The sequence below is a fragment of the Rhodoblastus sphagnicola genome (assembly GCF_002937075.1).
GTDB lineage: Bacteria > Pseudomonadota > Alphaproteobacteria > Rhizobiales > Beijerinckiaceae > Rhodoblastus > Rhodoblastus sphagnicola.
In genome coordinates, this window is sequence record NZ_NHSJ01000123.1 from 38392 (window position 1) to 61669 (window position 23278).

At 64.2% G+C, this 23278-nt stretch carries 23 protein-coding genes; 13 read left to right on the forward strand and 10 right to left on the reverse strand.

All coding sequences use genetic code 11. From position 1 onward, the window contains the following. The first annotated feature begins 239 nt into the window (after positions 1-239). From CCR94_RS19980 to CCR94_RS19990, 3 genes are all read left to right on the forward strand, one after another. Complete coding sequence (locus tag CCR94_RS19980) at positions 240-1049, forward strand: segregation and condensation protein A (protein ID WP_104509584.1); 810 nt, start codon at positions 240-242, stop codon at positions 1047-1049. A 128-nt stretch (positions 1050-1177) separates the two neighbouring features. Next, complete coding sequence (gene scpB / locus CCR94_RS19985) at positions 1178-1912, forward strand: SMC-Scp complex subunit ScpB (protein WP_104509585.1); 735 nt, start codon at positions 1178-1180, stop codon at positions 1910-1912. A 284-nt stretch (positions 1913-2196) separates the two neighbouring features. Then, positions 2197-3381: a radical SAM protein gene (locus tag CCR94_RS19990; RefSeq protein ID WP_104509586.1), complete on the forward strand. Its 1185-nt coding sequence runs from the start codon at positions 2197-2199 to the stop codon at positions 3379-3381. Between the two features lie 344 nt (positions 3382-3725). Here the strand turns inward: CCR94_RS19990 and CCR94_RS20000 are convergent, their stop codons facing one another. From CCR94_RS20000 to CCR94_RS20015, 4 genes are all read right to left on the reverse strand, one after another. Beyond that, on the reverse strand, positions 3726-5465 hold the full coding sequence (locus tag CCR94_RS20000) for a DEAD/DEAH box helicase (RefSeq protein WP_244594153.1): 1740 nt from the start codon (positions 5463-5465) through the stop codon (positions 3726-3728). Between the two features lie 234 nt (positions 5466-5699). Continuing rightward, the gene (gene trpE / locus CCR94_RS20005; RefSeq protein ID WP_104509589.1) at positions 5700-7220 is read right to left on the reverse strand and encodes an anthranilate synthase component I; all 1521 of its coding nucleotides are present in this window, start codon (positions 7218-7220) and stop codon (positions 5700-5702) included. Positions 7221-7226: 6 nt separating this feature from the next. Then, on the reverse strand, positions 7227-9116 hold the full coding sequence (locus CCR94_RS20010; RefSeq protein ID WP_104509590.1) for a SurA N-terminal domain-containing protein: 1890 nt from the start codon (positions 9114-9116) through the stop codon (positions 7227-7229). Positions 9117-9509: 393 nt separating this feature from the next. Further along, on the reverse strand, positions 9510-10028 hold the full coding sequence (locus tag CCR94_RS20015) for a hypothetical protein (RefSeq protein ID WP_104509591.1): 519 nt from the start codon (positions 10026-10028) through the stop codon (positions 9510-9512). A 333-nt stretch (positions 10029-10361) separates the two neighbouring features. On the opposite strand from CCR94_RS20015, the gene tpiA reads away from it, so the two are divergent. The 5 genes from tpiA to CCR94_RS20040 all read left to right on the forward strand — a co-directional run bounded on the left by tpiA (position 10362) and on the right by CCR94_RS20040 (position 14335). Continuing rightward, positions 10362-11111: a triose-phosphate isomerase gene (tpiA, locus tag CCR94_RS20020; RefSeq protein WP_104509621.1), complete on the forward strand. Its 750-nt coding sequence runs from the start codon at positions 10362-10364 to the stop codon at positions 11109-11111. A 181-nt stretch (positions 11112-11292) separates the two neighbouring features. Then, complete coding sequence (gene secG / locus CCR94_RS20025) at positions 11293-11691, forward strand: preprotein translocase subunit SecG (protein WP_104509592.1); 399 nt, start codon at positions 11293-11295, stop codon at positions 11689-11691. A 325-nt stretch (positions 11692-12016) separates the two neighbouring features. Beyond that, the gene (locus CCR94_RS20030) at positions 12017-13645 is read left to right on the forward strand and encodes a CTP synthase (protein ID WP_104509593.1); all 1629 of its coding nucleotides are present in this window, start codon (positions 12017-12019) and stop codon (positions 13643-13645) included. Between the two features lie 64 nt (positions 13646-13709). After that, positions 13710-13946, forward strand: coding sequence for a type II toxin-antitoxin system VapB family antitoxin (locus CCR94_RS20035; protein ID WP_104509594.1), 237 nt, complete (start codon positions 13710-13712; stop codon positions 13944-13946). Beyond that, positions 13943-14335, forward strand: a complete 393-nt coding sequence (locus CCR94_RS20040) for a type II toxin-antitoxin system VapC family toxin (protein ID WP_158254849.1) — start codon at positions 13943-13945, stop codon at positions 14333-14335. The genes CCR94_RS20035 and CCR94_RS20040 overlap by 4 nt, the downstream gene beginning before the upstream one ends. Before the next feature lie 7 nt (positions 14336-14342). On the opposite strand, the gene CCR94_RS20045 is transcribed toward CCR94_RS20040, so the two are convergent. Beyond that, positions 14343-14702 (reverse strand): diacylglycerol kinase, encoded by a 360-nt coding sequence (locus CCR94_RS20045; RefSeq protein WP_244594154.1) that lies wholly within the window; start codon positions 14700-14702, stop codon positions 14343-14345. A 140-nt stretch (positions 14703-14842) separates the two neighbouring features. On the opposite strand from CCR94_RS20045, the gene CCR94_RS20050 reads away from it, so the two are divergent. Beyond that, positions 14843-15439, forward strand: a complete 597-nt coding sequence (locus CCR94_RS20050) for a hypothetical protein (RefSeq protein ID WP_104509597.1) — start codon at positions 14843-14845, stop codon at positions 15437-15439. 16 nt (positions 15440-15455) lie between these two features. After that, positions 15456-16304: a 3-deoxy-8-phosphooctulonate synthase gene (gene kdsA / locus CCR94_RS20055; RefSeq protein WP_104509598.1), complete on the forward strand. Its 849-nt coding sequence runs from the start codon at positions 15456-15458 to the stop codon at positions 16302-16304. A gap of 1 nt (position 16305) precedes the next feature. Here kdsA and CCR94_RS20060 read toward each other — a convergent pair whose 3' ends face one another. Next, positions 16306-17061 (reverse strand): carbonic anhydrase, encoded by a 756-nt coding sequence (locus CCR94_RS20060; protein WP_104509599.1) that lies wholly within the window; start codon positions 17059-17061, stop codon positions 16306-16308. Positions 17062-17181: 120 nt separating this feature from the next. Between CCR94_RS20060 and CCR94_RS20065 the strand changes: the two genes are divergently transcribed. Further along, complete coding sequence (locus CCR94_RS20065; protein WP_104509600.1) at positions 17182-18402, forward strand: alpha/beta hydrolase; 1221 nt, start codon at positions 17182-17184, stop codon at positions 18400-18402. A gap of 38 nt (positions 18403-18440) precedes the next feature. Here the strand turns inward: CCR94_RS20065 and CCR94_RS25265 are convergent, their stop codons facing one another. Further along, on the reverse strand, positions 18441-18596 hold the full coding sequence (locus CCR94_RS25265; RefSeq protein WP_158254850.1) for a hypothetical protein: 156 nt from the start codon (positions 18594-18596) through the stop codon (positions 18441-18443). Between the two features lie 74 nt (positions 18597-18670). Then, the gene (gene purB / locus CCR94_RS20070; protein ID WP_104509601.1) at positions 18671-19978 is read right to left on the reverse strand and encodes an adenylosuccinate lyase; all 1308 of its coding nucleotides are present in this window, start codon (positions 19976-19978) and stop codon (positions 18671-18673) included. 251 nt (positions 19979-20229) lie between these two features. On the opposite strand from purB, the gene CCR94_RS20075 reads away from it, so the two are divergent. After that, positions 20230-21468: an NAD(P)/FAD-dependent oxidoreductase gene (locus CCR94_RS20075; protein ID WP_425332349.1), complete on the forward strand. Its 1239-nt coding sequence runs from the start codon at positions 20230-20232 to the stop codon at positions 21466-21468. A gap of 74 nt (positions 21469-21542) precedes the next feature. Here the strand turns inward: CCR94_RS20075 and CCR94_RS20080 are convergent, their stop codons facing one another. Continuing rightward, positions 21543-21875, reverse strand: a complete 333-nt coding sequence (locus CCR94_RS20080; RefSeq protein ID WP_104509603.1) for a GCG_CRPN prefix-to-repeats domain-containing protein — start codon at positions 21873-21875, stop codon at positions 21543-21545. 170 nt (positions 21876-22045) lie between these two features. Between CCR94_RS20080 and CCR94_RS20085 the strand changes: the two genes are divergently transcribed. Further along, positions 22046-22918: a hypothetical protein gene (locus CCR94_RS20085; RefSeq protein ID WP_104509604.1), complete on the forward strand. Its 873-nt coding sequence runs from the start codon at positions 22046-22048 to the stop codon at positions 22916-22918. On the opposite strand, the gene CCR94_RS20090 is transcribed toward CCR94_RS20085, so the two are convergent. After that, positions 22919-23122: a hypothetical protein gene (locus tag CCR94_RS20090; protein ID WP_104509605.1), complete on the reverse strand. Its 204-nt coding sequence runs from the start codon at positions 23120-23122 to the stop codon at positions 22919-22921. Positions 23123-23278: the final 156 nt, after the last annotated feature.

The following is a 23278-nucleotide window of genomic DNA, read 5'->3' on the forward strand; positions in this document are numbered from 1 at the left end:
TCCACGCCGTGCCGCGAGACCAAGTCTCCGGAGAGTTTTGCGCTTTATCGCCGCGTGGATGGCCGGGACAAGCCCGGCCATGACGGCCCCAAGGTTGAAGGGGTCTCGGAAATTTCGCTTTTAGCGGGGCGTTGTGTCCGCTCTCTCCTGTGGACTCTTCTTAACAAATCCTTTCCGCGCTTGCGGCTTGCGCCAGCTTCGCACACCCTTCAACTGCATGATTCGCTTCAGGGAGCGCGATGGGGTTGGAGAAGGACGGGCGGCAAAATTTCGAGGACGATCGGCGGGAAGACCCGGATGAGGCTTTCCACGTCGATCTCGACGGCTATGAAGGTCCGCTCGACCTGCTGCTCGATCTCGCCCGCCGCCAGAAAGTCGATCTCGCGCGCATTTCCGTGCTGGCGCTGGCCGATCAATATCTGCGTTTCATCGAGGCGGCCCGGAAGGTGCGGCTCGAACTCGCCGCCGATTATCTGGTGATGGCGGCCTGGCTGGCCTATTTGAAATCGCGCCTGCTGCTGCCGGCGCCGCCCAAGGCGGAAGAACCCGACGCCGCCTCATTGGCCGCCAACCTCGCCCAAAGGCTGAAGCGCCTGCAAAAAATCCGCGCCGCCGCCGCGCTGCTGGGCGAGCGCCCGCAAATGGGCCGCGACCTGTTTGCGCGCGGCGCGCCGGAAGGGCTGGATGTCGTCAACGCGCCGCTTTACCAGGCCAGCCTCTACGACCTGCTCTCGGCCTACGCCCGGCAGCGGCAGAAGCAGGCCCTTTCCCATGTCTCGTTCAAGACGCGCGTCGTCTGGTCGCTGGCGGAAGCGCGCGAGGCGCTGGAGCGCATTCTCGGCATGGCGCTGGAATGGACCGTGCTCGACGATTTCCTGATTCAATGGGTGACCAGCCCGACCCAGGCCCGCACCGTGCGCGCCTCGACCTTTTCCGCGACGCTGGAGCTGGTCAAGGAGGGGCGGATCGACCTGCGTCAGGACAGGACGTTCGGGCCGCTGTGGCTGCGGCGCAAGGAGGAGCCGCCGCCCGCGCTGGCGGCCGAATGAGGCGATAGAGACCATCAATGGATTAGCGCTCATCCCGAGGAGGGCCCGAAGGGCTGTCTCGAAGGACGAGGGCGCTGGGCGCCTTTTCGGCGGCCTGTTATAGGTTACGACCGTCGAGACGACTTGAGATGCCCGACCAGGACCACCTTTTCGACCTACGCGCGGCCGACGCCGCCTCGCTCCTTGCCCGGGAAACGCCGAGCGAGACGCAGCGCGCGCATATGCGGCTGTGCGAGGCGCTGGTTTTCGCGGCGGAGGAACCGCTCGGCGAAGAGGAAATGGCCAAGCGCCTGCCAGAGGGCGCCGATGTCGCCAAGGCGCTGGCCTATCTGAAAGCCGAATATTTCGGGCGCGGCGTAAACCTCGTCCGGGTCGGGAAGAAATGGTTTTTCCGCACCGCGCCGGACCTCGCCTGGGCGTTGCAGCGCGAGCAGGTCGAGCCGAAGAAACTGTCGCGCGCCGCCATGGAGACCCTGGCGATCATCGCCTATCACCAGCCCGCCACCCGCGCGGAAATCGAGGATATCCGCGGCGTCGCGCTGTCCAAGGGCACGATGGACGTGCTGCTGGAGACCGGCTGGGTGCGGTTGCGCGGCCGCCGCCGCGCGCCCGGCCGTCCCGTGACCTTTGGCACGACCGACAAGTTCCTGCTGCATTTCGGCCTGGAGCAGATCGCCGACCTGCCGGGCCTCGATGACTTGAAGGCGGCCGGCCTGTTCGACGGGCGCCTGCCAAAGGGGTTCGGCGTGCCGCAACCGCGCGACGATTCCGCCCTGATGGACGACGAGGAGCCGCTCGGCGACGAACCGCTCGGCGAGGCTTTCGCCCCCGATCCGTCGGAAGGCGAAGCGGAGGAAAGTTAGCCTGTCCCTACCGGAGGCTGCCAACGGAGAGAGTCGCGAATGGGCGTCATGTCCAAGTAAGCATATAGAATTGCCTTGGGTTCTTCGCAATCTTTGCGCGCCCGTTTCGAATGAATTCCCTTTGAGCGTTCGTTGTGCTTGGTGGCCCATTGTGGGAAAAGATTCCATGCCGGTTCCTCAAGAACGTCAAATATGCGATTCCGCCTCGGCGTAGCAGGGGGAGAGACTCGGCTTATGAAGAAGTCGGCTAAAGCCGCCCCGAGCGCGGGGTCATTTCAGAGGCCATGGCTGAGGCGGGGCCGCCGCCGAAGTCCCCAAATGAAATCGACAGCATTGGAGAAGAATTCATGCGTAGCGGGTATTGGAAGCGAATCCTGAAGCAGAACCTGCCCCTCGTTTCTCGGCTTTATAGAGAGCGAGATGGCGCGAGATTTAAATTAAATACGACAAAGGACGAGCTGGCGACGACAATAGATGAGCTAAATGTTACAAAAAATGAGTTAACGGCAACAAGCAACAATTTACATACTGCGCATAATGACCTGATAAACGCAAAGAATGAGCTGGCCGGTGCGCAAGTCGAAATAACGACAATAAAGAACGAGTTAAACACAACAAGAGCGCATATTGATCAGCGAATGCAATCGGAAGCTGTGCAAATGCGGAGACTAACGAAGTTAACACCACGTAATATAGGCCGGTTTCAAACGCATATCGTCGATCACTGTAACCTGAACTGCGCAGGATGCGCTCACTTTTCAAATCTTCATAGTGAAAAATTTCTTAGTGTTGAAGAATATAGGCGCGATTATGAACGGCTCTCGCATTTGTTTCGTGGCGAGGCTGAGCTAATCGAAATTTTAGGTGGCGAGCCGTTGCTGCACAAAGAAATCAATTCATTTATGGAAATTGCCAGAGCCTGTTTTCCAAACGCGCCGGTCCACATATTGACCAACGGGCTGTTGCTATCGAAGATGGACGACGCGTTCTGGGAGTCCATGAAAAAATTCAAGATTTCTCTTCGCATGTCAAGATATCCGATCAAGGTAGATTATGATAAATTTGCTCGGATTTGTCGGGATAAAGGCATTGCTGTCCTTTTATCCGATGAGAACGTCCAGTGGATTTCCCAAAATATTGACTTGCACGTGGCGCCTAACGGACATAGTCCTGAAAGGAATCTGAATAACTTTATTAATTGTTATGGCGCCAATTTAGATTTTACCCTCCGAAATGGGCGTATTTATACCTGTCCGCAGGCCGCTTACGCATATACATTGAAAGATTACTTTAATGCTCCGATTTCTATTTCGGACCGCAACAGCATAAATATCCATGACAACATAAGCGCCGACGAAATTATGGCGTTTTTAGCTCGCCCGATCCCGTTTTGTCACTACTGTCGCGTGGAGGAACGCCATCCAATACCTTGGAAAGTCTCGAAAAGGGAGATCGAGGAGTGGGCGTGATGTGGGTTACTGGGACATGATGCGAATCGCATAATTTCGCAATCTTCTTTGTTGTCGCCCAGCTTTCTAGTTGCGGGCAAGAGGGCGTGCGTGAGAATGGATGGGATTTCCCTCAATTTTCAGGCGCTTCCGAACGCCGACGATGAAGACTCTTGTGCTCTCGCTTGCCGCGAGACTTGTCATAAGAAATCCGAATGATCCATTCGGATTTCTTATTCCGTTCGCGCGGAATTTCGCCGTCGCGATCTAGAGCATGATCCCAAAAAGTGGACACCGGTTTTTGGAAAAAATCATGCGAAAACAAAGTGTCTAGAGCACGATGCGCGCGGCGGCATGATGTTCGGTCAGACCTTGCCGGTTTTCTTCCTGCTGTCGCCCGCGCTCTTTTCGTCGTGAGGTTTCTTGTCGCTGTAGGGCTTTCTGTCGCCGTCGGGTTTCTTGGCGAAGCGGGATTTCGCGCGGGCCTGAAGCTCCTGATCGCTGGGCGCGCTGGCCAGATCCACCGGGATATTGTCCGGGCCGGGCCGGCGCATCGCCTTCAGGAAAGCTTCCGCCTTGGCGCTGGCGATCTCGACCTTGGTCTCGTCCTGGAAAATGCGGATCGCGCCGATTTCCTCGCGGTTCAGGCCGCCCTTCCGGCACAGCATGGGCAGGATCCATTTCGGCTCGGCGCGCTGGCCGCGGCCGACGCCGAGCCGCACCCACACCGAATCGGTCATGTCGACGCGCGCGCGCGGCTCGCGGCGCTCCTTGTCCCGCGGCGGCGGCGCGGAGCCGGGGTCCTTGAGTTCCTCGGCGGCCGGCCAGCGCGCCGACAGGAAACGGGCGAGCGCCGCCGCGCATTTTTCGGCGCCATGCTGCGCGAGCAGGCTGTTGGCCAACTCCACCTCTTCCTCGTCGCCAGCGTGGGAAAATACCGGGTCTTCGGCGATGCGGACGCGGTCGAGTTTCGCGATATCCTCCGGTCCCGGCGCGATCTGCCAGACCGGAAACACTTGCGCGTCGGAGAACAGGTTTTCCGCGCGACGGTTCATCTTCGGCGGGATCAGCAGGGCGGACACGCCCTTTCGCCCCGCGCGGCCGGTGCGGCCGGAGCGGTGTTTCAGCGCCTCGACATCGTGGGGGAAGTCGGCGTGAACCACCAGCCCGACGCTGGGCAGGTCGATGCCGCGCGCGGCGACATCGGTGGCGACGCAAACCTTCGCCCGGCCGTCGCGCAAGGCCTGCATCGAGAGATTGCGCTCGTGCTGGCCGAGTTCGCCGGACAGCAGCACGGCGGAAAAGCCGCGTTCCAGCAGGGTCGCCTGCAAATGGCGCGAGGCGTCGCGGGTGTTGCAGAACACGATGGTGGTCGGCGGATCAAAATAGCGCAGCAGATTGACCACGGCCTTTTCGATCTCGCGCGGATCGACGCGCACGGCGCGGTATTCGATGTCGGCATGGGCGCGCGCCGCGCCGACCACCTCAAGGCGCAGGGCGTCGCGCTGGAATTTCTTGGCCAGCGCCGCGACGCCCTTGGGCATGGTGGCGGAAAACAATACGGTGCGGCGACCTTCCGGGGCGGAGCCGAGAATGAATTCGAGATCCTCGCGAAAACCCATGTCGAGCATTTCGTCGGCCTCGTCGAGGGCGATCGCGGCGATATGCGACAGGTCGAGCGCGTGGCGTTCGATATGGTCGCGCAACCGTCCGGGCGTGCCGACCACGATATCGGCGCCGCCCGCCAGCGCGCGGCGCTCGAAATGCGGGTTCATGCCGCCGACGCAGGACACGATGCGCGCCCCGGCATAGGCGTAGAGCCAGGTCAGTTCGTGGGCCACCTGCAACGCCAGTTCGCGGGTCGGCGCGACCACCAGGGCGGCGGGCGCCGTGCGCTCCGGCAATTTGCCGGACTCTCCGAGCAGGTTGGCCGCCATGGCGAGGCCGAAGGCGACGGTCTTGCCGGAGCCGGTCTGGGCGGACACCAGCAGGTCGCGGCCCTCCGCGTCGGGCCGCAGCACGGCTTCCTGCACCGGCGTGAGGCTCTTGTAATCGCGTTCGTCGAGCGCGCGGGCGAGGGCGGGGGGAATCGTGGACAGGGTCAAGGAATAGCCGATCTGGATTTGTCTGTTCCCGGGAAGGGAGATTACAGCACAAGGTGACGTCATGCGCGCCCCGGACTTGATCCGGGGGATTGCGCCGGGCCTACGCCAATTCACGAGGCAGGACCTTCCAGGGGATTCCTCTGACCTAACCGCATGGCGGACCGGGACAAGCCCGGTCCTGACGGCTCGTGTTCGTGGCGTCGTTTGCTTCTATACGGGAGGAAAGCCTTCCCGTCACTGCCCGCGTTTAATGCTCGACGCGAAGCGCAGCGCCTCTTCGGCCGCGCGGAACAGCGCGCGGGACTTGTTGATGCATTCCTGCTGTTCGCTTTTCGGGTCGGAATCGTAGACGATGCCGGCGCCCGCCTGCACGTGCATGAACCCGTCCTTCACCACGGAGGTGCGCAGCACGATGCAGGTGTCCATCTCGCCGCTGGCGCCGAAATAGCCGATGCAGCCGGCGTAAATGCCGCGCTTGTCCGCCTCCAGTTCGTCGATGATCTCCATCGCCCGCACTTTCGGCGCGCCCGACACAGTCCCGGCGGGGAAGCCGCCGCAAAGCGCGTCGATCACGTCCTTGGACGGATCGAGCGCGCCGATCACGTTGGAGACGATGTGCATGACATGGCTGTAACGCTCGATGACGAATTTTTCCGTCACCTCGACCGTGCCGGTCGCCGCCACGCGGCCGACATCGTTGCGGCCGAGATCGAGCAGCATCAGATGTTCGGCGCGCTCCTTGGGGTCGGCCAGCAATTCCTCGGCCAGCGCGTTGTCCTCTTCCGGCGTCGCGCCGCGCGGACGGGTGCCGGCGATCGGGCGGATGGTGACCTTGCCGTCGCGCGCCCGCACCAGAATCTCCGGGCTGGAGCAGACGATCTGGAAATCGGTGAAATCGAGATAGCACAGGAAAGGCGCGGGATTGACGCGGCGCAGCGCGCGATAGAGCGCGAAGGCCGGCAGTTGGAACGACGAGGTGAAGCGCTGCGACAGCACGACCTGGAAAATGTCGCCGGCGCGGATATAGCTTTTCGCCTGCTCGACCATGGCGAGATAGCGCGCTTCGGTCGTGTTGGAGACCGGCGCGTGCGACTGCAACAGCAGCGCGTCCTCGGCCTGCGTCTCGTGGCGCATGGGGCTTTCCAGCGCCGCCACCGCCTGCTCCAGCCGCTCCAGCGCGCTCTCGTAAGCTGCGCGGGCGGCGCCGCCCGCGCTGGGGCGCACTGGCGTCACCAGCCAGACTTCGTCGCGCACCGTATCGAACACGGCCATCACGGTCGGGCGCACCAGCAGCGCGTCGGGCGTGCCGATCGGATCGGGCTTGGGCGAGGCCAGCCGCTCCATCTCGCGCACCATGTCATAGCCGAGATAGCCGAACACGCCGGCCGCCATCGGCGGCAGGCCCGGCGCGGCGGGGATGGCCGATTCGGTGAGCAGGGCGCGCAGCGCGTCGAGCGGCTTTTCCGGACAGGGGACGAAAGAGTCGCGGTTGCGCAACGCGTCGCGATTGATCTCGGCCGTGCCGTCCTTGACGCGAAAGATCACGTCGGGATCGAGGCCGATCATGGAATAGCGGCCGCGCGCGGCGCCGCCTTCCACCGATTCCAGCAGGAACACATCGCCGGCGCGGCCCGCCGACAGTTTGAGAAAGGCGGAAACCGGGGTTTCCAGATCGGCGACCAGTTTCAGGCTGACCAGCGACGGTTCGCCACTCTCATAGGTCTTGGCGAAAACGTCGAATTCCGGGCTGAACATGAAACCTCACTGGTCCGAGCCGAGCGCCGCGCGCAGCGCCGTCTGATTGATTTTTACGCCCAGTTGCGATTCCAGGCCGCCGACATATTGCACCAGCAGATCGTCGGCCATGGCGGCTTCGAGCTGGGGCAGGGCGCGGGCGAGGCCGAGATCCCGGGTGTCCAGCGGCGGCGTGGTGGAATCCGTCACCTTCAGCACATAGCGCCCGCCCTGATCGGCCAGCGCCACCCCGGCCGCGCCCACCGGCAGGGCGAAGATCTGCGCCACGGCGGCTTCGGTCAGCCCCTCGCCGCCGGCGCGGCGTACGTTGGCGGCCTGTCGCGGCGCGACGCCATTGGCCTTGGCGAGGTCGGCGATGTCAGAGCCGCCGTCGATTTTCCTGGCGAGTTCGTTGGCCTTGGCCGCGAGCGCCTTCTGCGCGTCGGAGTCTTTCAGCGCCTTGGCCACCTGATCCTTGACCTCATCCAGCGGCTGCTGGCGCGACGGCTCGATGGCGGCGATCTCGAACCACGAGAAGCCGCCGTCCTTGCGCGACACCGAATCATTGTCCACGCCGACGTCGGAGGCGAAGATCGCCTTGACCAGTTCGGGCGCGACGCCGAGGGGGGCGCCGTCCTTGCCGGCGCCGGAGGCGTCGGTGACGAGGGTGTCCGCGCTCAGCCCGGTCTCCTGCGCGGCCTGGGTCAAGGTCTTGCCCGAAGAGCGCAAATCCTCGATGCGGTCGTGCTTGTTCTGCACGTCGCCCTTGACCTGCGTCTTGGCCAGTTCGGCCTTGATTCCGTCCTTGACCGAGTCGAAGCTCTGCGTCGTCCCGGGCGTGATGCTGGCGACCTTGACGATGACGTAACCGAACTTGCCCTGCACCGGACCGACCACGTCCGGCTCGGTCGGCTTGAAGGCGGCGTCGGCCACGGCCGGATCGAACACGCCTGACTTGGCCACCTCGCCGAGATCGACGGGCACGCCGCCGGACTGCGGGTCCTGCGACACGGTCTTGAACAGCACGCCGTCATCGATGCGGGCGCGGGCCTTGTCCGCCGCTTCCTTGCTGGAAAAGGTCAATTGCGACAGCGCGCGTTTTTCCGGCGTGCTGTATTTTTGCGCGACGTCGCGGTCATAGACGGCTTTGGCCGCCGCGTCGGACACGGTCAGGCTCTTGGCCAGCGTTTCGGCGGAGACGGTCAGCGTCGTCACCTTGCGATATTCCGGCTTGCGAAAGGCGTCCCTGCGCAGCTCGTAGAACTCCTTGATCGCCTGCTCGGCCGGCGCGGGCAGGGCGCTGGCGTCGGCGGGCGGCAGGATGAAGTAATCGGCCTTGCGCGTCTCGGCGTTGAAGCGGTTGATCGCCTCCAGCATCGCGTGGGGGACCTTGAAACCGCCGGCGATGGCCGCGCCGAGTTGCCGGCGCACGGCGGTGGCGCGCTCCTCGCGCAGGTAGCTGGCTTCATTGTAGCCATTGTCGCGCAGAATCATGTCGAATCGCGACTGGTCGAACTTGCCATCGGGGCCGGCGAACATTTTTTCGGCCTTGATCGCCTTGGCGACTTCGGCGTCCGCCAGGCTCAGGCCGAGACGGGCGGCGTCCTGGTCGAGCGCGGAATCGGTGAGGAGCCGCGCCAGCACCTGCCGGTCGAGGCCGAGCGCCCGCGCCTCGTCATTGGTGACGGCGCGCCGGGCCTGCCGTTGCAGGCGCTGCAATTCGTTCTGGTATTCGGCGCGGTATTGCGTCGCCCCGATGGTGGTCGCGCCGATGCTCGCGAGCTGGTCGGCGCGGAAATTGGTGAATACGTCGCGAATGCCGAAAAACCCGAAGCCGATGACGATCAGGGTGGCGAAGGCCGCGAGGATCGTCCGCCCCAACCAGTTTTTCGACATGATCCGCAGGCCGTCGAGCATTGCTTCTCTCTTGTTCGGCGCCGGGGGTGGCGCAAGGCGCCGGACTATAGAAACGCGCCGCGTCCCGCGCAATCCATTTGCGACGGCGGGACAGGGCAATCGGGTGAATAATGAAAGGGGCGCGCACGGTCGTGTTTCCTTCTCCCCTTGCGGGAGAAGGTGGCCCCGAAGGGAGCGGATGAGGGGGCAAACGCAAGAACAAAGGCGTTTTTCTCCGGCTGGCGCCCCCTCATCCGTCTCGCCGCCTGGCGGCCGGCGATCCACCTTCTCCCGCAAGGGGAGAAGGGATCGCCAGCTTGGCCGCCGCTATACGCGTTTACCCGATTGCCCCGGATGGCGGGACGCAGGTTTGCGAAGGCGACCGGGTTGCCGAGCGAACCCGGTCGCGCGTGTTCAGAGCCGGGCGAGGCCTTCCTCGTAGGTCAGTTTGGGAAAACTCTCGTCATATTTGGCGGCGCCGTCGGCCAGGGCGTCGATCTTGGCGGCGGTGTCGAACTTCTTCAGCTTGGTCTTGTCGAGATAAAAGAAGTCGATCAACTCGTTATAGACGGAGACGTCGTCATAGGGCAGCACGTAGATCGAAGCCTCGCCAAAGGCGATCTGGTAGCGGTCGCCGCGCTTCACGTCGGCGACATAGATGAAATATTTGCCGCCCGCGACCAGGGCGCCGTTGAAAGCCTCGACCAGAACCGGCAACAGGCTGAATTTCTCCAATTGGCCCGCGAGAAAGGACAGGCCGGGGCCGCTTTCGGCCGCGGCGATGGCCGCCGTCAGCGCCGGCGATTCGGCGTCGGTCAGCAGGATGTCGCCGCGAAAGGCGGTGCGCCCGGCGACATGGGTCGGCCCCTTGTGGGTGGGCTTGACCAGTCGCGCGTCGAGGTCTTGCAACGCGGAGGTTTCGGTGACGGTCATGGAAGGACTTTCGAAGACCCGCTCCTTCCTGAACCATCCAGGAGTGTAGCGGAATTTTGTCGCTTGGCGCGCGCGAATTCTGGCGCGCGCGCGAAATTGACACGCGAACATTGGGCGATGTCGAAGATGGAGCTTTCCCGACAAACGGGCGCGATCAGTGGCGCGGATGACGGGGACGCGCCAATATGGCGGGCCGGTTTCGCATCCGGAAAACTCCTGGGGACGACGAAGCAAGTTCCGAGCCAGCGGCCTTTTGTCGCGGCGCGTTTTGCCGCCTCTGGGCAAGAAGCCGCGCCTCTGCTATCGCAACCGCAGAATTTGGGAGTCCCGACCATGACAGACATTCGTCCGCTCGCCGCCGGAAACTGGAAAATGAACGGTCTCGCCGCATCGCTGGCGGAGTTGACCGCGATCGCGCGCGCCGCTCAGGCGGGCGAGGCCGGTCGCGCGGAAGTGCTGATCTGCCCGCCGGCGACGCTGGTCGCCGCCGCCGTTCAAGCGGCGGGCGGCATGCCCGTTGGCGGACAGGATTGTCACGCCGCCGCTTCCGGCGCCCACACCGGCGATATTTCGGCTGAAATGCTCAAGGACGCCGGCGCGACTTATGTGATTGTCGGCCATTCCGAACGCCGCGCCGATCATGGCGAGAGCGACGAAACCGTCCGCGCCAAGGCCGAAGCCGCCCTGCGCGCCGGCCTGATTGCGATTGTCTGCGTCGGCGAAACCCGCGACCAGCGCGAAGCCGGCCAGACGCTCGCCGTGGTCGGCGCCCAGATCTCCGGCTCGCTGCCCCACGGCGCCACCGCCGCGACCCTGGTGGTGGCCTATGAGCCGGTCTGGGCCATCGGCACCGGCCTTACCCCCACGATCGAGGATGTCGCCGAAGTCCACGCCTTCATCCGCCATGAACTGATCGACCTGCTGCCGGGCGAGGGCGAAAAGGTCCGCATTCTCTATGGCGGCTCGGTCAAGCCGTCCAACGCGGCCGAATTGATGGGCGTCGAAAACGTCAATGGCGCGCTGGTCGGCGGCGCCAGCCTGACGGCCAAGGACTTTTTGGCGATCGCCGGCGTCTACAAATAAGCCGAGAGCCGGGCCGTGACGTGCTTGCGCATGATGCCGGCTCCGGCGAGCGGCGCAAGATGACGTTCGAGCATTTCCTTTTGAGGGGTTCCCCTTCCTTTGTCCGGAATTTTGGTCTAAGACGCCACAAATTCCGCCGCCGGGTCCGAGTCTCCGGCGGCTTGCCTCGTTGGGATGTACCATGCAGACGGTTCTTATCGTCATTCACATGCTGATTGTCGTGGCCATGATCGTGACGGTGCTGTTGCAGCGTTCCGAGGGTGGCGCGCTGGGAATCGGCGGCGGCGGCGGGGCTGGCTCGTTCTTTTCCGGGCGCGGCAAGGCCAATCTGCTGACCCGAGCCACCGCCATTCTCGCGACCCTGTTCTTCGCGACCAGTCTCGGCCTCACCATTCTCGCCAGCTACACCCGGACGCAGAAATCGGTGTTCGAGCAGCCTGCGGCCTCGGCGCCGGCGGGAGAAGCGCCGAAGGATGCGCCGCAATCCGGCAATCTGATCGACCAGTTGAAGAAACTGGACCAGACGCCGCCCGCGCCCCCGGCTCCGGAACCCGCGCAGGCGCCGCCACGCACGCAGTAAAAGCGCCGCCACGCTTGCAGTAAAAGCGCCGCCACGCACGCAGTAAAAAAGCGCCGCCACGCACGTAGTAAAGGCGTCGCCACGCACGCAACAGGGTCGCGGTGGCGCAATAAAGTCGTGTACGCGCTTGCAGGTTGCGGTTGCGCGCGTGGTTCTTTGCCGCGTGCGCGACAATGTTGAGGATGCCGCGCGGGTTGTAACATGCCCGCAGCGCAGTCTCGTCTAATATTCCCCGCGATTCGCCCGCAGCGAATCTCCCCATCGAAGAATGCGCGAGACGCGAAAGACTCATGTTTTTCGCGCGCCAAAAACGTGAGGATCTTTCATGGCGCGGTACATTTTCATCACCGGCGGCGTGGTGTCCTCGCTGGGCAAGGGCCTGGCTTCCGCGGCGCTGGGCGCCCTGTTGCAGGCGCGCGGGTATTCCGTTCGGCTGCGCAAGCTGGACCCCTATCTCAACGTCGATCCCGGCACCATGTCGCCCTACCAGCACGGCGAGTGTTTCGTCACCGACGATGGGGCGGAGACCGATCTCGACCTCGGCCATTACGAGCGTTTCACCGGACGCTCGGCCAACCGCATGGACAATGTCACCACGGGCCGCATCTACCAGGACATTATCGCCAAGGAGCGGCGCGGCGATTATCTCGGCGGCACGGTGCAGGTCATCCCCCACGTCACCAACGCCATCAAGGAGTTCGTGCTCGACGGCAATGAAGGCTGCGATTTCGTGCTGGTGGAGATCGGCGGCACGGTGGGCGACATCGAGGCCATGCCGTTCCTGGAGGCGATTCGCCAGCTCGGCAACGACCTGCCGCGCAACCACACCTGCTTCATCCACCTGACCTTGCTGCCCTATATCGCTTCCGCCGGCGAGGTGAAGACCAAGCCGACGCAGCATTCGGTCAAGGAATTGCGCTCGATCGGCATCCAGCCGAACATCCTGTTGTGCCGCTGTGATCGCGAAATTCCGGTGGAGGAGCGCCGCAAACTCGGCCTGTTCTGCAATGTGCGGGAATCCGCCGTGATCGAGGCGCGCGACGCCGCCTCGATCTATGACGTGCCGCTGGCCTATCACGGCGCCGGCATGGACCGCGAAGTGCTGGCGGCGTTCGGCATCGACCCGGCGCCGCGCCTCGACATGACGCGCTGGCAGGCCGTGTCGCGCGCCATCCACAATCCCGAGGGCGACGTCACCATCGCCGTGGTCGGCAAATATACTGGCATGCTCGACGCCTATAAATCGCTGACCGAGGCGCTGACCCACGGCGGCATGGCCAATCGGGTCAAGGTGCATCTCGACTGGATCGAATCGGAAATTTTCGAGCACCAGGATCCCGCGCCCTATCTCCAGCACGTTCACGGCATTCTCGTGCCCGGCGGCTTCGGCCAGCGCGGCTCCGAAGGCAAGATCGCGGCGGCGCGCTTCGCCCGCGAGCGCAAAGTGCCGTATTTCGGCATTTGTTTTGGCATGCAGATGGCGGTGATCGAGGCGGCGCGCTCGCTGGCGGGCATGGAAAAGGCCGGCTCCAGCGAATTCGGGCCGACGAAGGAGCCGCTGGTCGGTCTGATGACCGAATGGCTCAAGGGCAACGAGTTGCAAAAGCGCGAAAAGAGCGGCGACATGGGCGGCACCATGCGGCTCGGCGCCTATCCGGCGAAGCTGAAACCGGGTTCAAAAATCGCGGAGATTTACGGCAAGACCGAAATCTCCGAACGCCACCGCCACCGCTACGAAGTCAACATGGGGTATCGGGAAAAGCTGGAGGCCTGCGGCCTGCTCTTCGCCGGAACCTCGCCGGACGGGTTGCTGCCGGAAACGGTGGAGCTGGCCGACCACCCCTGGTTTATTGGCGTGCAGTATCACCCGGAGCTGAAGTCGCGCCCGTTCGAGCCGCACCCGTTGTTCGCAAGCTTTATCGCGGCGGCCAAGGCGCAGAGCCGGCTGGTTTAAGCGGGATCGCTTGCTTGAGGCGCGGTGTAGACAATGCTATCTCCTTGTGTAGACGGGGCGAGCCATGCCGCTGCACATCAGGGGTTCCGAAACCACGGAGGCGGTGCGCCGGTTGGCGCAAGCGCGCAAACTTACCTTGACCGAGGCGGTGAAAACCGCTTGCGAGGAGGCGTTGGCGCGCGATGAGGCGAAGCAGCCCGTGTCCGAGCGTCTGGCCGCAGTCCATGCGCGCTTGCGCGCGGCGCGCAAGACGGGCGAGAGCGCGGACAAGGCCTTCTTCGACCGGGAATGGGGCGAGTGAAGCTCTTGGTCGAGACCAGCGCGCTGGTCGCCATCGGCCTGGAAGAGCCGGGCTGGGAAAAGCTGGCCGACACCATCGCTTCCGCTGATGCCCCGATGACGACTTGCGTCAATGTGTTCGAAGCCGCGCTGGCGCTCGTGCGCGTTCGCGAGGTGACGCCGAGCGAAGCGCATCGCCTCATCCAGGAGCTTGTCGAGGTTCTCGGCGCGCAGGTCGCCGCCATCGTTCCGGAGATGACGCCCATCGCGATTTCAGCGCGCGAAAAATTTGGCGCCGGCCGACACGGCCTGAATTTCGGCGACTGCCTCTCCTACGCCGCCGCGCGTTTTTTTCAGGCCAAGCTGATTTACGTTGGCGATGATTTCGCGGCGACGGATGTGAACGATTGAACCTCGATCAAAACCCCAGGCGCTCCACCAGCGTCGCCCCCCAAAGCAGCGCCGCCAGCACAAGCGCGCAAAAAACCGCCGCCGAGCCCATGTCCTTGATGACTTCGATTCGGTCGTTGCGCTCGGGGGTGACGTGGTCGCACAGTTTTTCGATCGCCGTGTTGAGCAGTTCCACGCTCATCAGGCCGAAAATGCTGGCGATCAGCGCGGCGCGGCGGAAGGGATCGCCGGTAAGGACCAGCGCCAAGGGAACGGCGGCCACAAGCAGGACCAGTTCCTGCCGGAAGGCGCGCTCGCTGCGCAGGGCGGCGCGCAGGCCGGCGAGGGAGTGCAGCAAGGCTTGAAACACGGGCGGAGGCGAGGACAATGGGCGCTCGTCGGGAAAGGGATGCAGGTTCAACCCGCGATAGAGCCGGCAAGTCTCGGTTTTATGACAAAGTGTTTGCGGCTGGACGCGCGGCCCCGCCTGGATCATAAAGCGGCGACCGCAGCCCGACGGACGCCTGAATGCCGAAATACCTGAATTCCGTGGTGATCATGAGCCAGAACCCGGACGCGGCGCGCGAGTCCTGGGCGCGGCTCGGATTTGTCGTCGCGGCTGGGGACGGCCGCATCGCCCTGGGTTCCGCCGCGATTTACCTGCGGGGCGCCGAAACAGCGCCGCCGCCGCGCGTGTCGCACATCGTGTTCGCCGACAGCAACTCGCCGGCGGCCGAATGCGCCGCGCACGGCAATGGCGCGCGCGGCCTTGCGGCTTTGGTCAAGGTGAGCGAAAATCCCGCCGCTCTGGCCGAATTTTGCGCCCGCGACGCCGGCCAGCGCGAAATCCGCGCGACCTCCGCCGGAATCGAAATCAAGCTCGAAAACGCCCGTCAGGACATACTGACGCCCACCGCCTTCACCCAGTTCTACGGCGACCCGGACACCCAAGATCCCCAAAATCCAAAGGATCCGGGCCTGACCGCCGACGCCCTCGTCTTCGCCGCCGATCTCGACGCTGTCCGCGCCTTTTTCGGCGCCGCCGGCCTCGCCTTCGAGGAAAAATTCGGCCGCCTCGTCCTTGCCGAGCGCCTCGCCGGCCTCATTCTCGCCTTCGAGGCGTAACCCTCCCGGAGTCCCCATGTCCGAAGCCGCCCCTATCGTCACCATCGGCGCCGGCCCGCGCGCCGCGCGTTTCGGCAACGATCTGCCCTTCGCCCTGATCGCCGGTCCCTGCGCGCTGGAAAGCCGCGACCACGCCCTGTTCATGGCGGAAAAACTCAGCGCGATCGCCGAGCGCCTCAAACTCGGTCTGGTGTTCAAGTCGTCGTTCGACAAGGCCAACCGCACCTCGGCTTCCGGCCGGCGCGGCATAGGGTTGGACGCGGCGCTCAAGGTTTTTGTGGAGATCAAGCAGACCTTCGGCCTGCCCGTCGTCACCGACGTGCATGAGAAGGAGCAATGCGCCGCCGTGGCCGAGGTGGCGGACCTCCTGCAAATCCCCGCCTTCCTGTGCCGCCAGACCGATCTGCTGCTGGCCGCCGCCGCCACCGGCAAGCCGGTCAATGTCAAGAAGGGCCAGTTCCTCGCGCCCTGGGACATGAAGAATGTCGCGGCGAAAATCACCGATGCCGGCAATGCAAATGTGCTCGTCACCGAACGCGGCGTCAGCTTCGGCTACAACACGCTGGTGACGGACTTTCGCGGCCTGCCGATCATGGCGCAACAGATCGGCGCGCCGGTGATCTTCGACGCCACCCACAGCGTGCAGCAACCGGGCGGGCAGGGAAGCTCGTCCGGCGGCCAGCGCGAATTCGTGCCGGTGCTGGCGCGCGCGGCGGTGGCGGTCGGGGTCGCCGGCCTGTTCATCGAGACCCACGACCGCCCCGACGAGGCCTTTTCCGACGGGCCGAACATGATCCCGCTCCACGAACTGGAGCCGCTGCTGGCGAAATTGCAGGCCTTCGACCTGATCGCCAAGGGCTTTTAGCTCAGATCCCGCCCTTGAGCAGGAAGCGCCGGCCGACGGCTTGCAACGGACGGGCGTTCATCGGGAACAGGCCCACGAACGTCCTGATGTCTTTTTCGGCGACTTCGATGGGCTGTTCAAACACGTTCCAATCGACGATTTCCGAACAGGGCGGGGTGGTCAGCGAGCCTTCATAGCGGAAGCGGGCCTTGCCCTTGGGCAGAAAACTTTTTGGGTCGATGGCGGCGGTGAGCGCAGCCTCGCCTTCCGCCTTCGGGGCGGCGGCCATGATCGCCGCAAAACCCTTGTGCGCCGCGCCGGCCTTCATGAGCACGCCGACCACCGCGAGCTTGCCGGCGGCGTTGGCGTGGACGAAATGCGCCTCCATGTCGGTGCGGGCGCCCTCCAGCGCATGTTCGCTGGGCGTGTGGAAATGATATTGTTTCAGAACGAAATTTTCGCCATCGAGCTTGGCCGAACTGGCGCCGGCGACATTAAGCTGGATGGTGTGGCCGTTGTTGAGGATCTTGTTGGCTTCCGGAACCCAGTCGATCTTCAGCGCGCCGACATCGGCTTTGGTCGCCTTTTTCAGATCGATCGGCGATTGCTCGGACCCGACGGCGCAGGCCTGGAATTTTGAATCGAGTTTGCCCCAGTCGTCGGCCCCGCCGTGGCCCTCATAGGCCCAGTGCGGCGCGGCGCCCTCGGCGCGGGCGAGGCCGGCGCAGACGGGGCAGGCGAGCAGTCCGGTGAGCATGGCGCGTCGATTGAGATGCATGAACGTTCTCCCGTTTTAGTTGTGTTATGCTAGCATGGTTCGCGCGCGCGACATACCGCCGCGCGCGCTTGGGTTAATCTCGGGTTCATGCTAGAAGGCTTAATCGCTGGAAGGGCTTGGATGATTTTTTATCGTGCGCTCGCGCTCATGTGCCTGACTTTGGCCGGCTGCGCCGGACGGCTCGACGGCGGCCTTTTGCCCGTGAGCGGCACGGTTCCCGGCGCCAGCCAAGTCAACGTCCTCGTCGCGACCACGCGCAGACCCGCGCCCGAGCCGGAAAAGATGTTTTCCGGCGAGCGCGACAACAATTACAATTTCGCCGACATTCTGGTGTCGATCCCGCCCGACGCCAATCGCGTCATCGGCGAAGTGCAATCGCCCGACGACCTTTCGGGCGATCCCGCCCGCCAGTTTGTCGCCTTGCGCGCCGAAAAGCTCGACGAGGCGCAGGCGAAAAGCCGCTTCCACCAGCGCCTCGCCGCGACCGGCAACCGCCGCGTTCTCGTCTTCATCCACGGCTACAACACCCGTTTTCCCGAGGCCGTGTTCCGCCTCGCACAGTTCGCCCACGATTCCGACCTCCAGGCGACGCCGATCCTGTTCACCTGGCCCTCGCGCGGCAATCTGCTCGGCTATACCTACGACCACGAGAGCGCGAACTATTCCCGCGACGCGCTGGAAGCCCTGCTCGCCACGCTGCAACGCGACCCCGCCGTGGGCGAGATCGACATTCTCGCCCATTCCATGGGCAATTGGGTGACGCTGGAAGCCCTGCGCCAGATGGCGATCCGCGACAGAAAAATCGCGCCAAAAATCAAGCAGGTGATGCTGGCCGCGCCCGATGTGGACGTGGACGTGTTCCGCCGCCAGATCGTGGAGATCGGCGAGAACCGGCCGCCCTTCACCTTGTTCGTCTCCAGCGACGATCAGGCGCTGCGCGCCTCGCGCAAGGTGTGGGGCGACAAGCCGCGCGTCGGCGCGGTCAACCCCCATGTCGAGCCTTACGCGACCCTGTTCCACCAGGAGCGCATCACGCCGATCGACCTCACCGACATCAAGACGCCGGACAGCCTGGGCCACGCCAAATTCGCCGAAAGCCCGGAAGTGGTGCGCGCCATCGGCGCGCGTCTGGCCGGCGGCCAGAGTTTTTCGGAGCAGGCGGGGCTTGGCGGCGTGCTGGCGAACACGGCAAGCGGCGCCGTCGCCACGGTCGGTTCGGCGGCGGGCCTGGCGATTTCCGCGCCGTTCTCGATCATCGACGGCCGCACCCGCGACGAATTGGGCGACCGCTTCGACCAGGTCGGCGGCAACCTCGGTTCGACGCTGGGCGGGACCTATTGAGCGCGGCGTGAACCGTCGCGCTCGTCCTGGGGTGCGGTTCACCAATGGCGGTGATGACGCCAATGACGATGCGGGCGCACAGCGTGATGATGGCCCCAATGGCGATGATGGCTCCAGCCTGCTTCGGCCGGCGCGGCGGTGACGAAGCCGAGCGACGTAACAACGAGGGCGGCCGCCAAAAGTTTCTTCAGCATTTCTACCTCCGGATCATGTATTGACCGGGGGCATATTCGCCCCCGCAACATGAACCCGGATTGAACCGTTTGGTTCAGGCGCGACCGAACACGCGCTTGAAGATCGTATCGACGTGTTTCAGGTGATAGCCGAGATCGAATTTCTCTTCGAGTTCGGAATCGCTCATCAGTTTTGACACGTCGGGGTCTTGCTTGAGCAGGGTGAGGAAATCGCCCTCGCCGCGCCAGACCGGCATGGCGTTGCGCTGCACGAATTTATAGGCGTCCTCGCGCGAGGCGCCCTTTTGGGTCAGCGCCAGCAGCACGCGCTGCGAATGCACGAGACCGCCGAGCAGATCGAGATTCCGCTGCATGTTCTTGGGGTAAACCAGCAGCTTGTCGATCACGTTGGTCAGACGCGCCAGCGCGAAATCCAGCGTCACCGTGGCGTCCGGCCCGATCATGCGCTCGACCGACGAATGCGAAATGTCGCGCTCGTGCCAAAGCGCCACATTCTCCATGGCCGGCAGCGCCATGCCGCGCACGAGGCGCGCAAGGCCGGTGAGGTTTTCGGTCAGGACCGGATTGCGCTTGTGCGGCATGGCCGACGAGCCTTTCTGGCCCTCCGAGAAAAATTCCTCGGCCTCCAACACTTCGGTGCGCTGCAAATGGCGGATTTCAATGGCCAGACGCTCGACCGAGGAGGCGATCACGCCGAGCGTGACGAAGAACATGGCGTGGCGGTCGCGCGGAATCACCTGGGTCGAAACCGGCTCCGGCTTCAGGCCCATTTTCGCCGCGACATGCTCCTCCACGCGCGGATCGATATTGGCGAAGGTGCCGACGGCGCCAGAAATGGCGCAGGTCGCGATCTCTTCACGCGCCGCGATGAGCCGTTTGCGGGCGCGGGAAAATTCCGCGTAAGCCTCGGCCATTTTCAGGCCAAACGTCACCGGCTCGGCGTGAATGCCATGCGAGCGGCCGATGCACGGCGTGAGCTTGTATTCAAAGGCGCGGCGCTCGATGGCGGCGAGCAGGCCGTCGATGTCTTTTATGAGAATGTCGGCGGCGCGGGTGAGCTGCACGTTGAGGCAGGTGTCGAGCACGTCGGACGAGGTCATGCCCTGATGCACGAAGCGCGAGTCAGCCCCGATGAATTCGCCGAGATGGGTCAGGAAGGCGATGACGTCATGCTTGGTGACGCGCTCGATCTCGTCGATGCGATCGACGTCGAAGGTGACGTTGGCGGCCTTGTCCCAGATGTTTTTCGCGCTCTCCTTGGGGATGACGCCGATTTCGGCCAGCGCGTCGCAGGCGTGCGCCTCGATCTCGAACCAGATCTTGAACCGGGTCTGCGGCTCCCAGATGGAAACCATTTCGGGGCGGGAATAGCGGGGGATCATGGGCGCGCCTTTGTTTTGCCTGTTGGGCTTCCCCCTAGCCCCAAAGGCGTTTGCGTTGCAAGCCCTGCCGTCGCCGTGGCGCGCTGCGGCCGGCGTTCAGGAAAAGCGGCCCTCCGTGAGCAAAGGTTGAAGCGCCGAATGGACGGTGCGATTCTTGACGGGCGCATGATGTCGCCCTGCTGACGTGATCGCCGCCTAGATGTGCATAAATGCGCCGTTCGCTCTGGCGCCGGTATTGCAGGCTCAAGACCATGATGAAAGCAGATGTCGCCGTGCTCGGGGCCGGCATAGTTGGCGTCGCCGCCGCCTTGCACTTGCAGACGCGCGGGCGCGATGTGGTGTTGATCGACCGGCGCGGGGCGGGGGAGGAGACTTCGTTCGGCAATGCCGGCCTCATCGAGCGCGCCTCGATCTTCCCCTATCTGTTCCCGCGCGATGTGAAAAAGCTCGCGGTTTACGCCGTCAACGGTTTGAACGAGGCGCGCTACAATTGGCGCGATCTGCCTGCTTTCGCGCCATTCCTGTTGCGTTATTTCATCGAGAGCGCGCCGCGCCGCGCGCTCGACCACGCTTTGTCGGTCCGTCCGCTGATCGAGGCCTGTCTTGACGAGCACGAGAAGCTCATGGCGCAGGCTGGCGCATCAAACCTGCTGCGCAAGACCGGTTGGCTCAAACTGTTTCGCGGCGAGCAAAGTTTTGCGCAGGGCAGGGCGGCGGCGGAGGCCATAAGACCGTTTGGCCTGAATGTGGCGATCCTCGACGCGCCGGCGCTTCGACAGGTCGAGCCGTCGCTGCGCGAGGGTTTCGGCGCGGTGCATTATCTCGACCCCGCCTCGATTTCCGACCCGCAGGCGCTGACGCTCGCCTATCTGAAACTGTTCGAGGCCCGTGGCGGGCGTTTCTTGCGGGGCGACGCGGCCAGTTTGCGTCCGGCCTCCGATGGTTATGGCGTCGCGACCGTGGAGGGGCCGCTGCTTGCTCGGGAAATGGTGTTATGTCTCGGCCCCTGGTCCGATCTCGCGCTGGCGCCGCTCGGCTATCAAATTCCGTTCGCGGTGAAGCGCGGCTACCATCGCCATTTCCACGCCGGGGATTCCAGCCTGTCGCGGCCGGCGCTCGACGCCGATCGCGGCTATCTGCTCGCGCCGATGGCGCAAGGCATAAGGCTCACCACCGGCGCGGAATTCGCCCGCCGCGACTCGGCTCCCGATTTCACCCAGATCGAAACCAGCGAAGTTTTTGCGCGAAAACTCACGCCTCTGGGCGAGCGCATCGAGCAAACGCCCTGGATGGGCTGTCGCCCCTGCCTGCCGGACATGCTGCCGGTGCTCGGTCCGGCGCCGCGCCACAAGGGATTGTGGTTCAACTTTGGCCACCAGCACCATGGACTCACGCTCGCGGCGGTGTGCGGCCGGCTGCTGGCGGAGATGATGACCGGCGAAACACCTTTCGCCGATCCGACGCCCTTTGCCATCGAGCGGTTCGGTTGACGGGCCGGCGCAAGGCCGTCCGCGATCGCGGACGGCCCTCATATTCGCGGCAACTCTCAGCCCGTCGCGTCGCGTCACCAGCCGCGATAGTGACGGTGGCCCCACGGGCCGGGGCCGCCGTAATAGGGACGCGGGCCATAGAAGGGACGCGGGCCATAGAAGGGGCGTGGACCATAGAAGGGACGTGGGCCATATGGTCCGCCGCCCCAATAGCGGCGGTTGGGCACGCAGCGGCCCCAGGGATTGGGATGCCAGCCCGGGCCGCAGCCCCAGGCGACCTGCTCGACCGGCGCGCTCGCGCTCGGGGCCGCGCCGGCAAGCGGCATGGCGCTGGCTTGCGACGCGCCCGCTATGCCCGCGCCGGCCAAAACGGCGGCGAAAACGACGGTTCTGAAACTCGGCTTCATCAGGTTCCTCCTCGTTGGCGGCCCGCTCGGGCGACCGTGGAACGCTATCAATATGACCCCGTGGCGCTGAACAGGTTCTGAACCAAAAAAGGCAAAATTGCGTCGGGTTCGCCAAGACAGCGATTCTGCTAACTTGAAGCGCGAAACCTTGAGTCGAAACGGGAGCGGATTTGCGTCGAAGCGTCCTTATTTTTCTCGCATGGACCACGTTCTGCGCCTCGCCAGCGCGCGCGCAAGAATTCGAGACCAAAGACGACTTCGACACCAAGCATATTTTCGGCTTCACCGAAGGGACGGCCATCAACGCGCCGGACGAGCGCGAGGCGGAATTCGTCACCACCGCGCATTTTTTGAAGCGCGGCGGCGGACTCTATCGCGCCGCCGAGCAGGAGGCGACCGCCGAAGGCGCGCTGACGCAAGGGCTTGGCTATGAACTGACCCTTCACGGCGCGGCGGTTCAGACGCGCGGCGCGGCGGGCCTCGACCCGCTGCGACAGGTCAATTTTTCCGGCCTGTCGGTGGAGCCGAAATTCATTGTGCTGTCGCGCGATTCGGCGCCGATCGGCCTCGCTGTGTCGCTGCAACCGGAATGGGAGCGCATCGACGCCGTGAGCGGTCGCGGCGCGCGAAGTTTTGCGCTGCCGGCGCGGCTGATGGCGGATGCGGCGTGGGGCGGGCGGTTTTACGCCGGCGCCAATCTGCTCTATGCGCCCGAATGGGATCGGGAGGCGGGCGCCCCGGCCGCGCGGGGGGCGCTGTTCGGCGCGACAGGGGCGCTGGCCTGGCGGCTGGCGCCGCAAATTTCGCTCGGCGGCGCGGTCGAGGCCTATGCCGCCACGCGCTCGCTGGGTCTTGGCGCGCCGGCGGGGACGGCGGTCTATCTTGGTCCGACCTTTTTCGCCCGGCTTGCGCCGAATCTGTTCATCGCCGGCGCCTGGTCGATTCAGGTCGGCGGACGCCCCGTTGCCGGCGGGCTGGAGGATTACAACCAGACCGAATTCAGCCGCCACAAGGCGCGGCTGACGCTCGGCTTCGCGCTGTGATCACGGGCGCGGCCACAGGCTGACCGGTTCGCGCTTCTTGATCAGGAGGGCGCCGCGAGACCGGACGAATTTCTCGGCTTCGTCGCGGCTGACAAACAAGCCGCCCTCGCGGCCGTCGGCGCTGCGCGCCATCCAGAACCCGTTGGCGTCGCGGCCGACTTCAAAACGGGGGGATTCGGATTGTATGAGTTCAAACGAGGTCATGACGAACCTTCAGCATCACTGTGACGCCAAGCGGGATTCCCGAAAAGGGGTCACCGTTTTTTGGACTAAAATCCTGCTAAAACAACGGAGCCCGAACATGACTTCGATGGCTCGCCCCCGAAGTCATGCTTGGGCTTATCGCGGATAAAAATGGCG

Excerpts from the sequence above, each read along its gene's own strand:
- CCR94_RS19980 (WP_104509584.1), top strand. The coding sequence starts at position 240 with ATGGGGTTGGAGAAGGACGGGCGGCAAAATTTCGAGGACGATCGGCGG.
- scpB (WP_104509585.1), top strand. The coding sequence starts at position 1,178 with ATGCCCGACCAGGACCACCTTTTCGACCTACGCGCGGCCGACGCCGCC.
- CCR94_RS19990 (WP_104509586.1), top strand. The coding sequence starts at position 2,197 with ATGGCTGAGGCGGGGCCGCCGCCGAAGTCCCCAAATGAAATCGACAGC.
- trpE (WP_104509589.1), bottom strand. The coding sequence starts at position 7,220 with ATGTTCAGCCCGGAATTCGACGTTTTCGCCAAGACCTATGAGAGTGGC.
- CCR94_RS20010 (WP_104509590.1), bottom strand. The coding sequence starts at position 9,116 with ATGCTCGACGGCCTGCGGATCATGTCGAAAAACTGGTTGGGGCGGACG.
- CCR94_RS20015 (WP_104509591.1), bottom strand. The coding sequence starts at position 10,028 with ATGACCGTCACCGAAACCTCCGCGTTGCAAGACCTCGACGCGCGACTG.
- tpiA (WP_104509621.1), top strand. The coding sequence starts at position 10,362 with ATGACAGACATTCGTCCGCTCGCCGCCGGAAACTGGAAAATGAACGGT.
- secG (WP_104509592.1), top strand. The coding sequence starts at position 11,293 with ATGCAGACGGTTCTTATCGTCATTCACATGCTGATTGTCGTGGCCATG.
- CCR94_RS20030 (WP_104509593.1), top strand. The coding sequence starts at position 12,017 with ATGGCGCGGTACATTTTCATCACCGGCGGCGTGGTGTCCTCGCTGGGC.
- CCR94_RS20035 (WP_104509594.1), top strand. The coding sequence starts at position 13,710 with ATGCCGCTGCACATCAGGGGTTCCGAAACCACGGAGGCGGTGCGCCGG.
- CCR94_RS20050 (WP_104509597.1), top strand. The coding sequence starts at position 14,843 with ATGCCGAAATACCTGAATTCCGTGGTGATCATGAGCCAGAACCCGGAC.
- kdsA (WP_104509598.1), top strand. The coding sequence starts at position 15,456 with ATGTCCGAAGCCGCCCCTATCGTCACCATCGGCGCCGGCCCGCGCGCC.
- CCR94_RS20060 (WP_104509599.1), bottom strand. The coding sequence starts at position 17,061 with ATGCATCTCAATCGACGCGCCATGCTCACCGGACTGCTCGCCTGCCCC.
- CCR94_RS20065 (WP_104509600.1), top strand. The coding sequence starts at position 17,182 with ATGATTTTTTATCGTGCGCTCGCGCTCATGTGCCTGACTTTGGCCGGC.
- CCR94_RS25265 (WP_158254850.1), bottom strand. The coding sequence starts at position 18,596 with ATGCTGAAGAAACTTTTGGCGGCCGCCCTCGTTGTTACGTCGCTCGGC.
- purB (WP_104509601.1), bottom strand. The coding sequence starts at position 19,978 with ATGATCCCCCGCTATTCCCGCCCCGAAATGGTTTCCATCTGGGAGCCG.
- CCR94_RS20075 (WP_425332349.1), top strand. The coding sequence starts at position 20,230 with ATGATGAAAGCAGATGTCGCCGTGCTCGGGGCCGGCATAGTTGGCGTC.
- CCR94_RS20080 (WP_104509603.1), bottom strand. The coding sequence starts at position 21,875 with ATGAAGCCGAGTTTCAGAACCGTCGTTTTCGCCGCCGTTTTGGCCGGC.
- CCR94_RS20090 (WP_104509605.1), bottom strand. The coding sequence starts at position 23,122 with ATGACCTCGTTTGAACTCATACAATCCGAATCCCCCCGTTTTGAAGTC.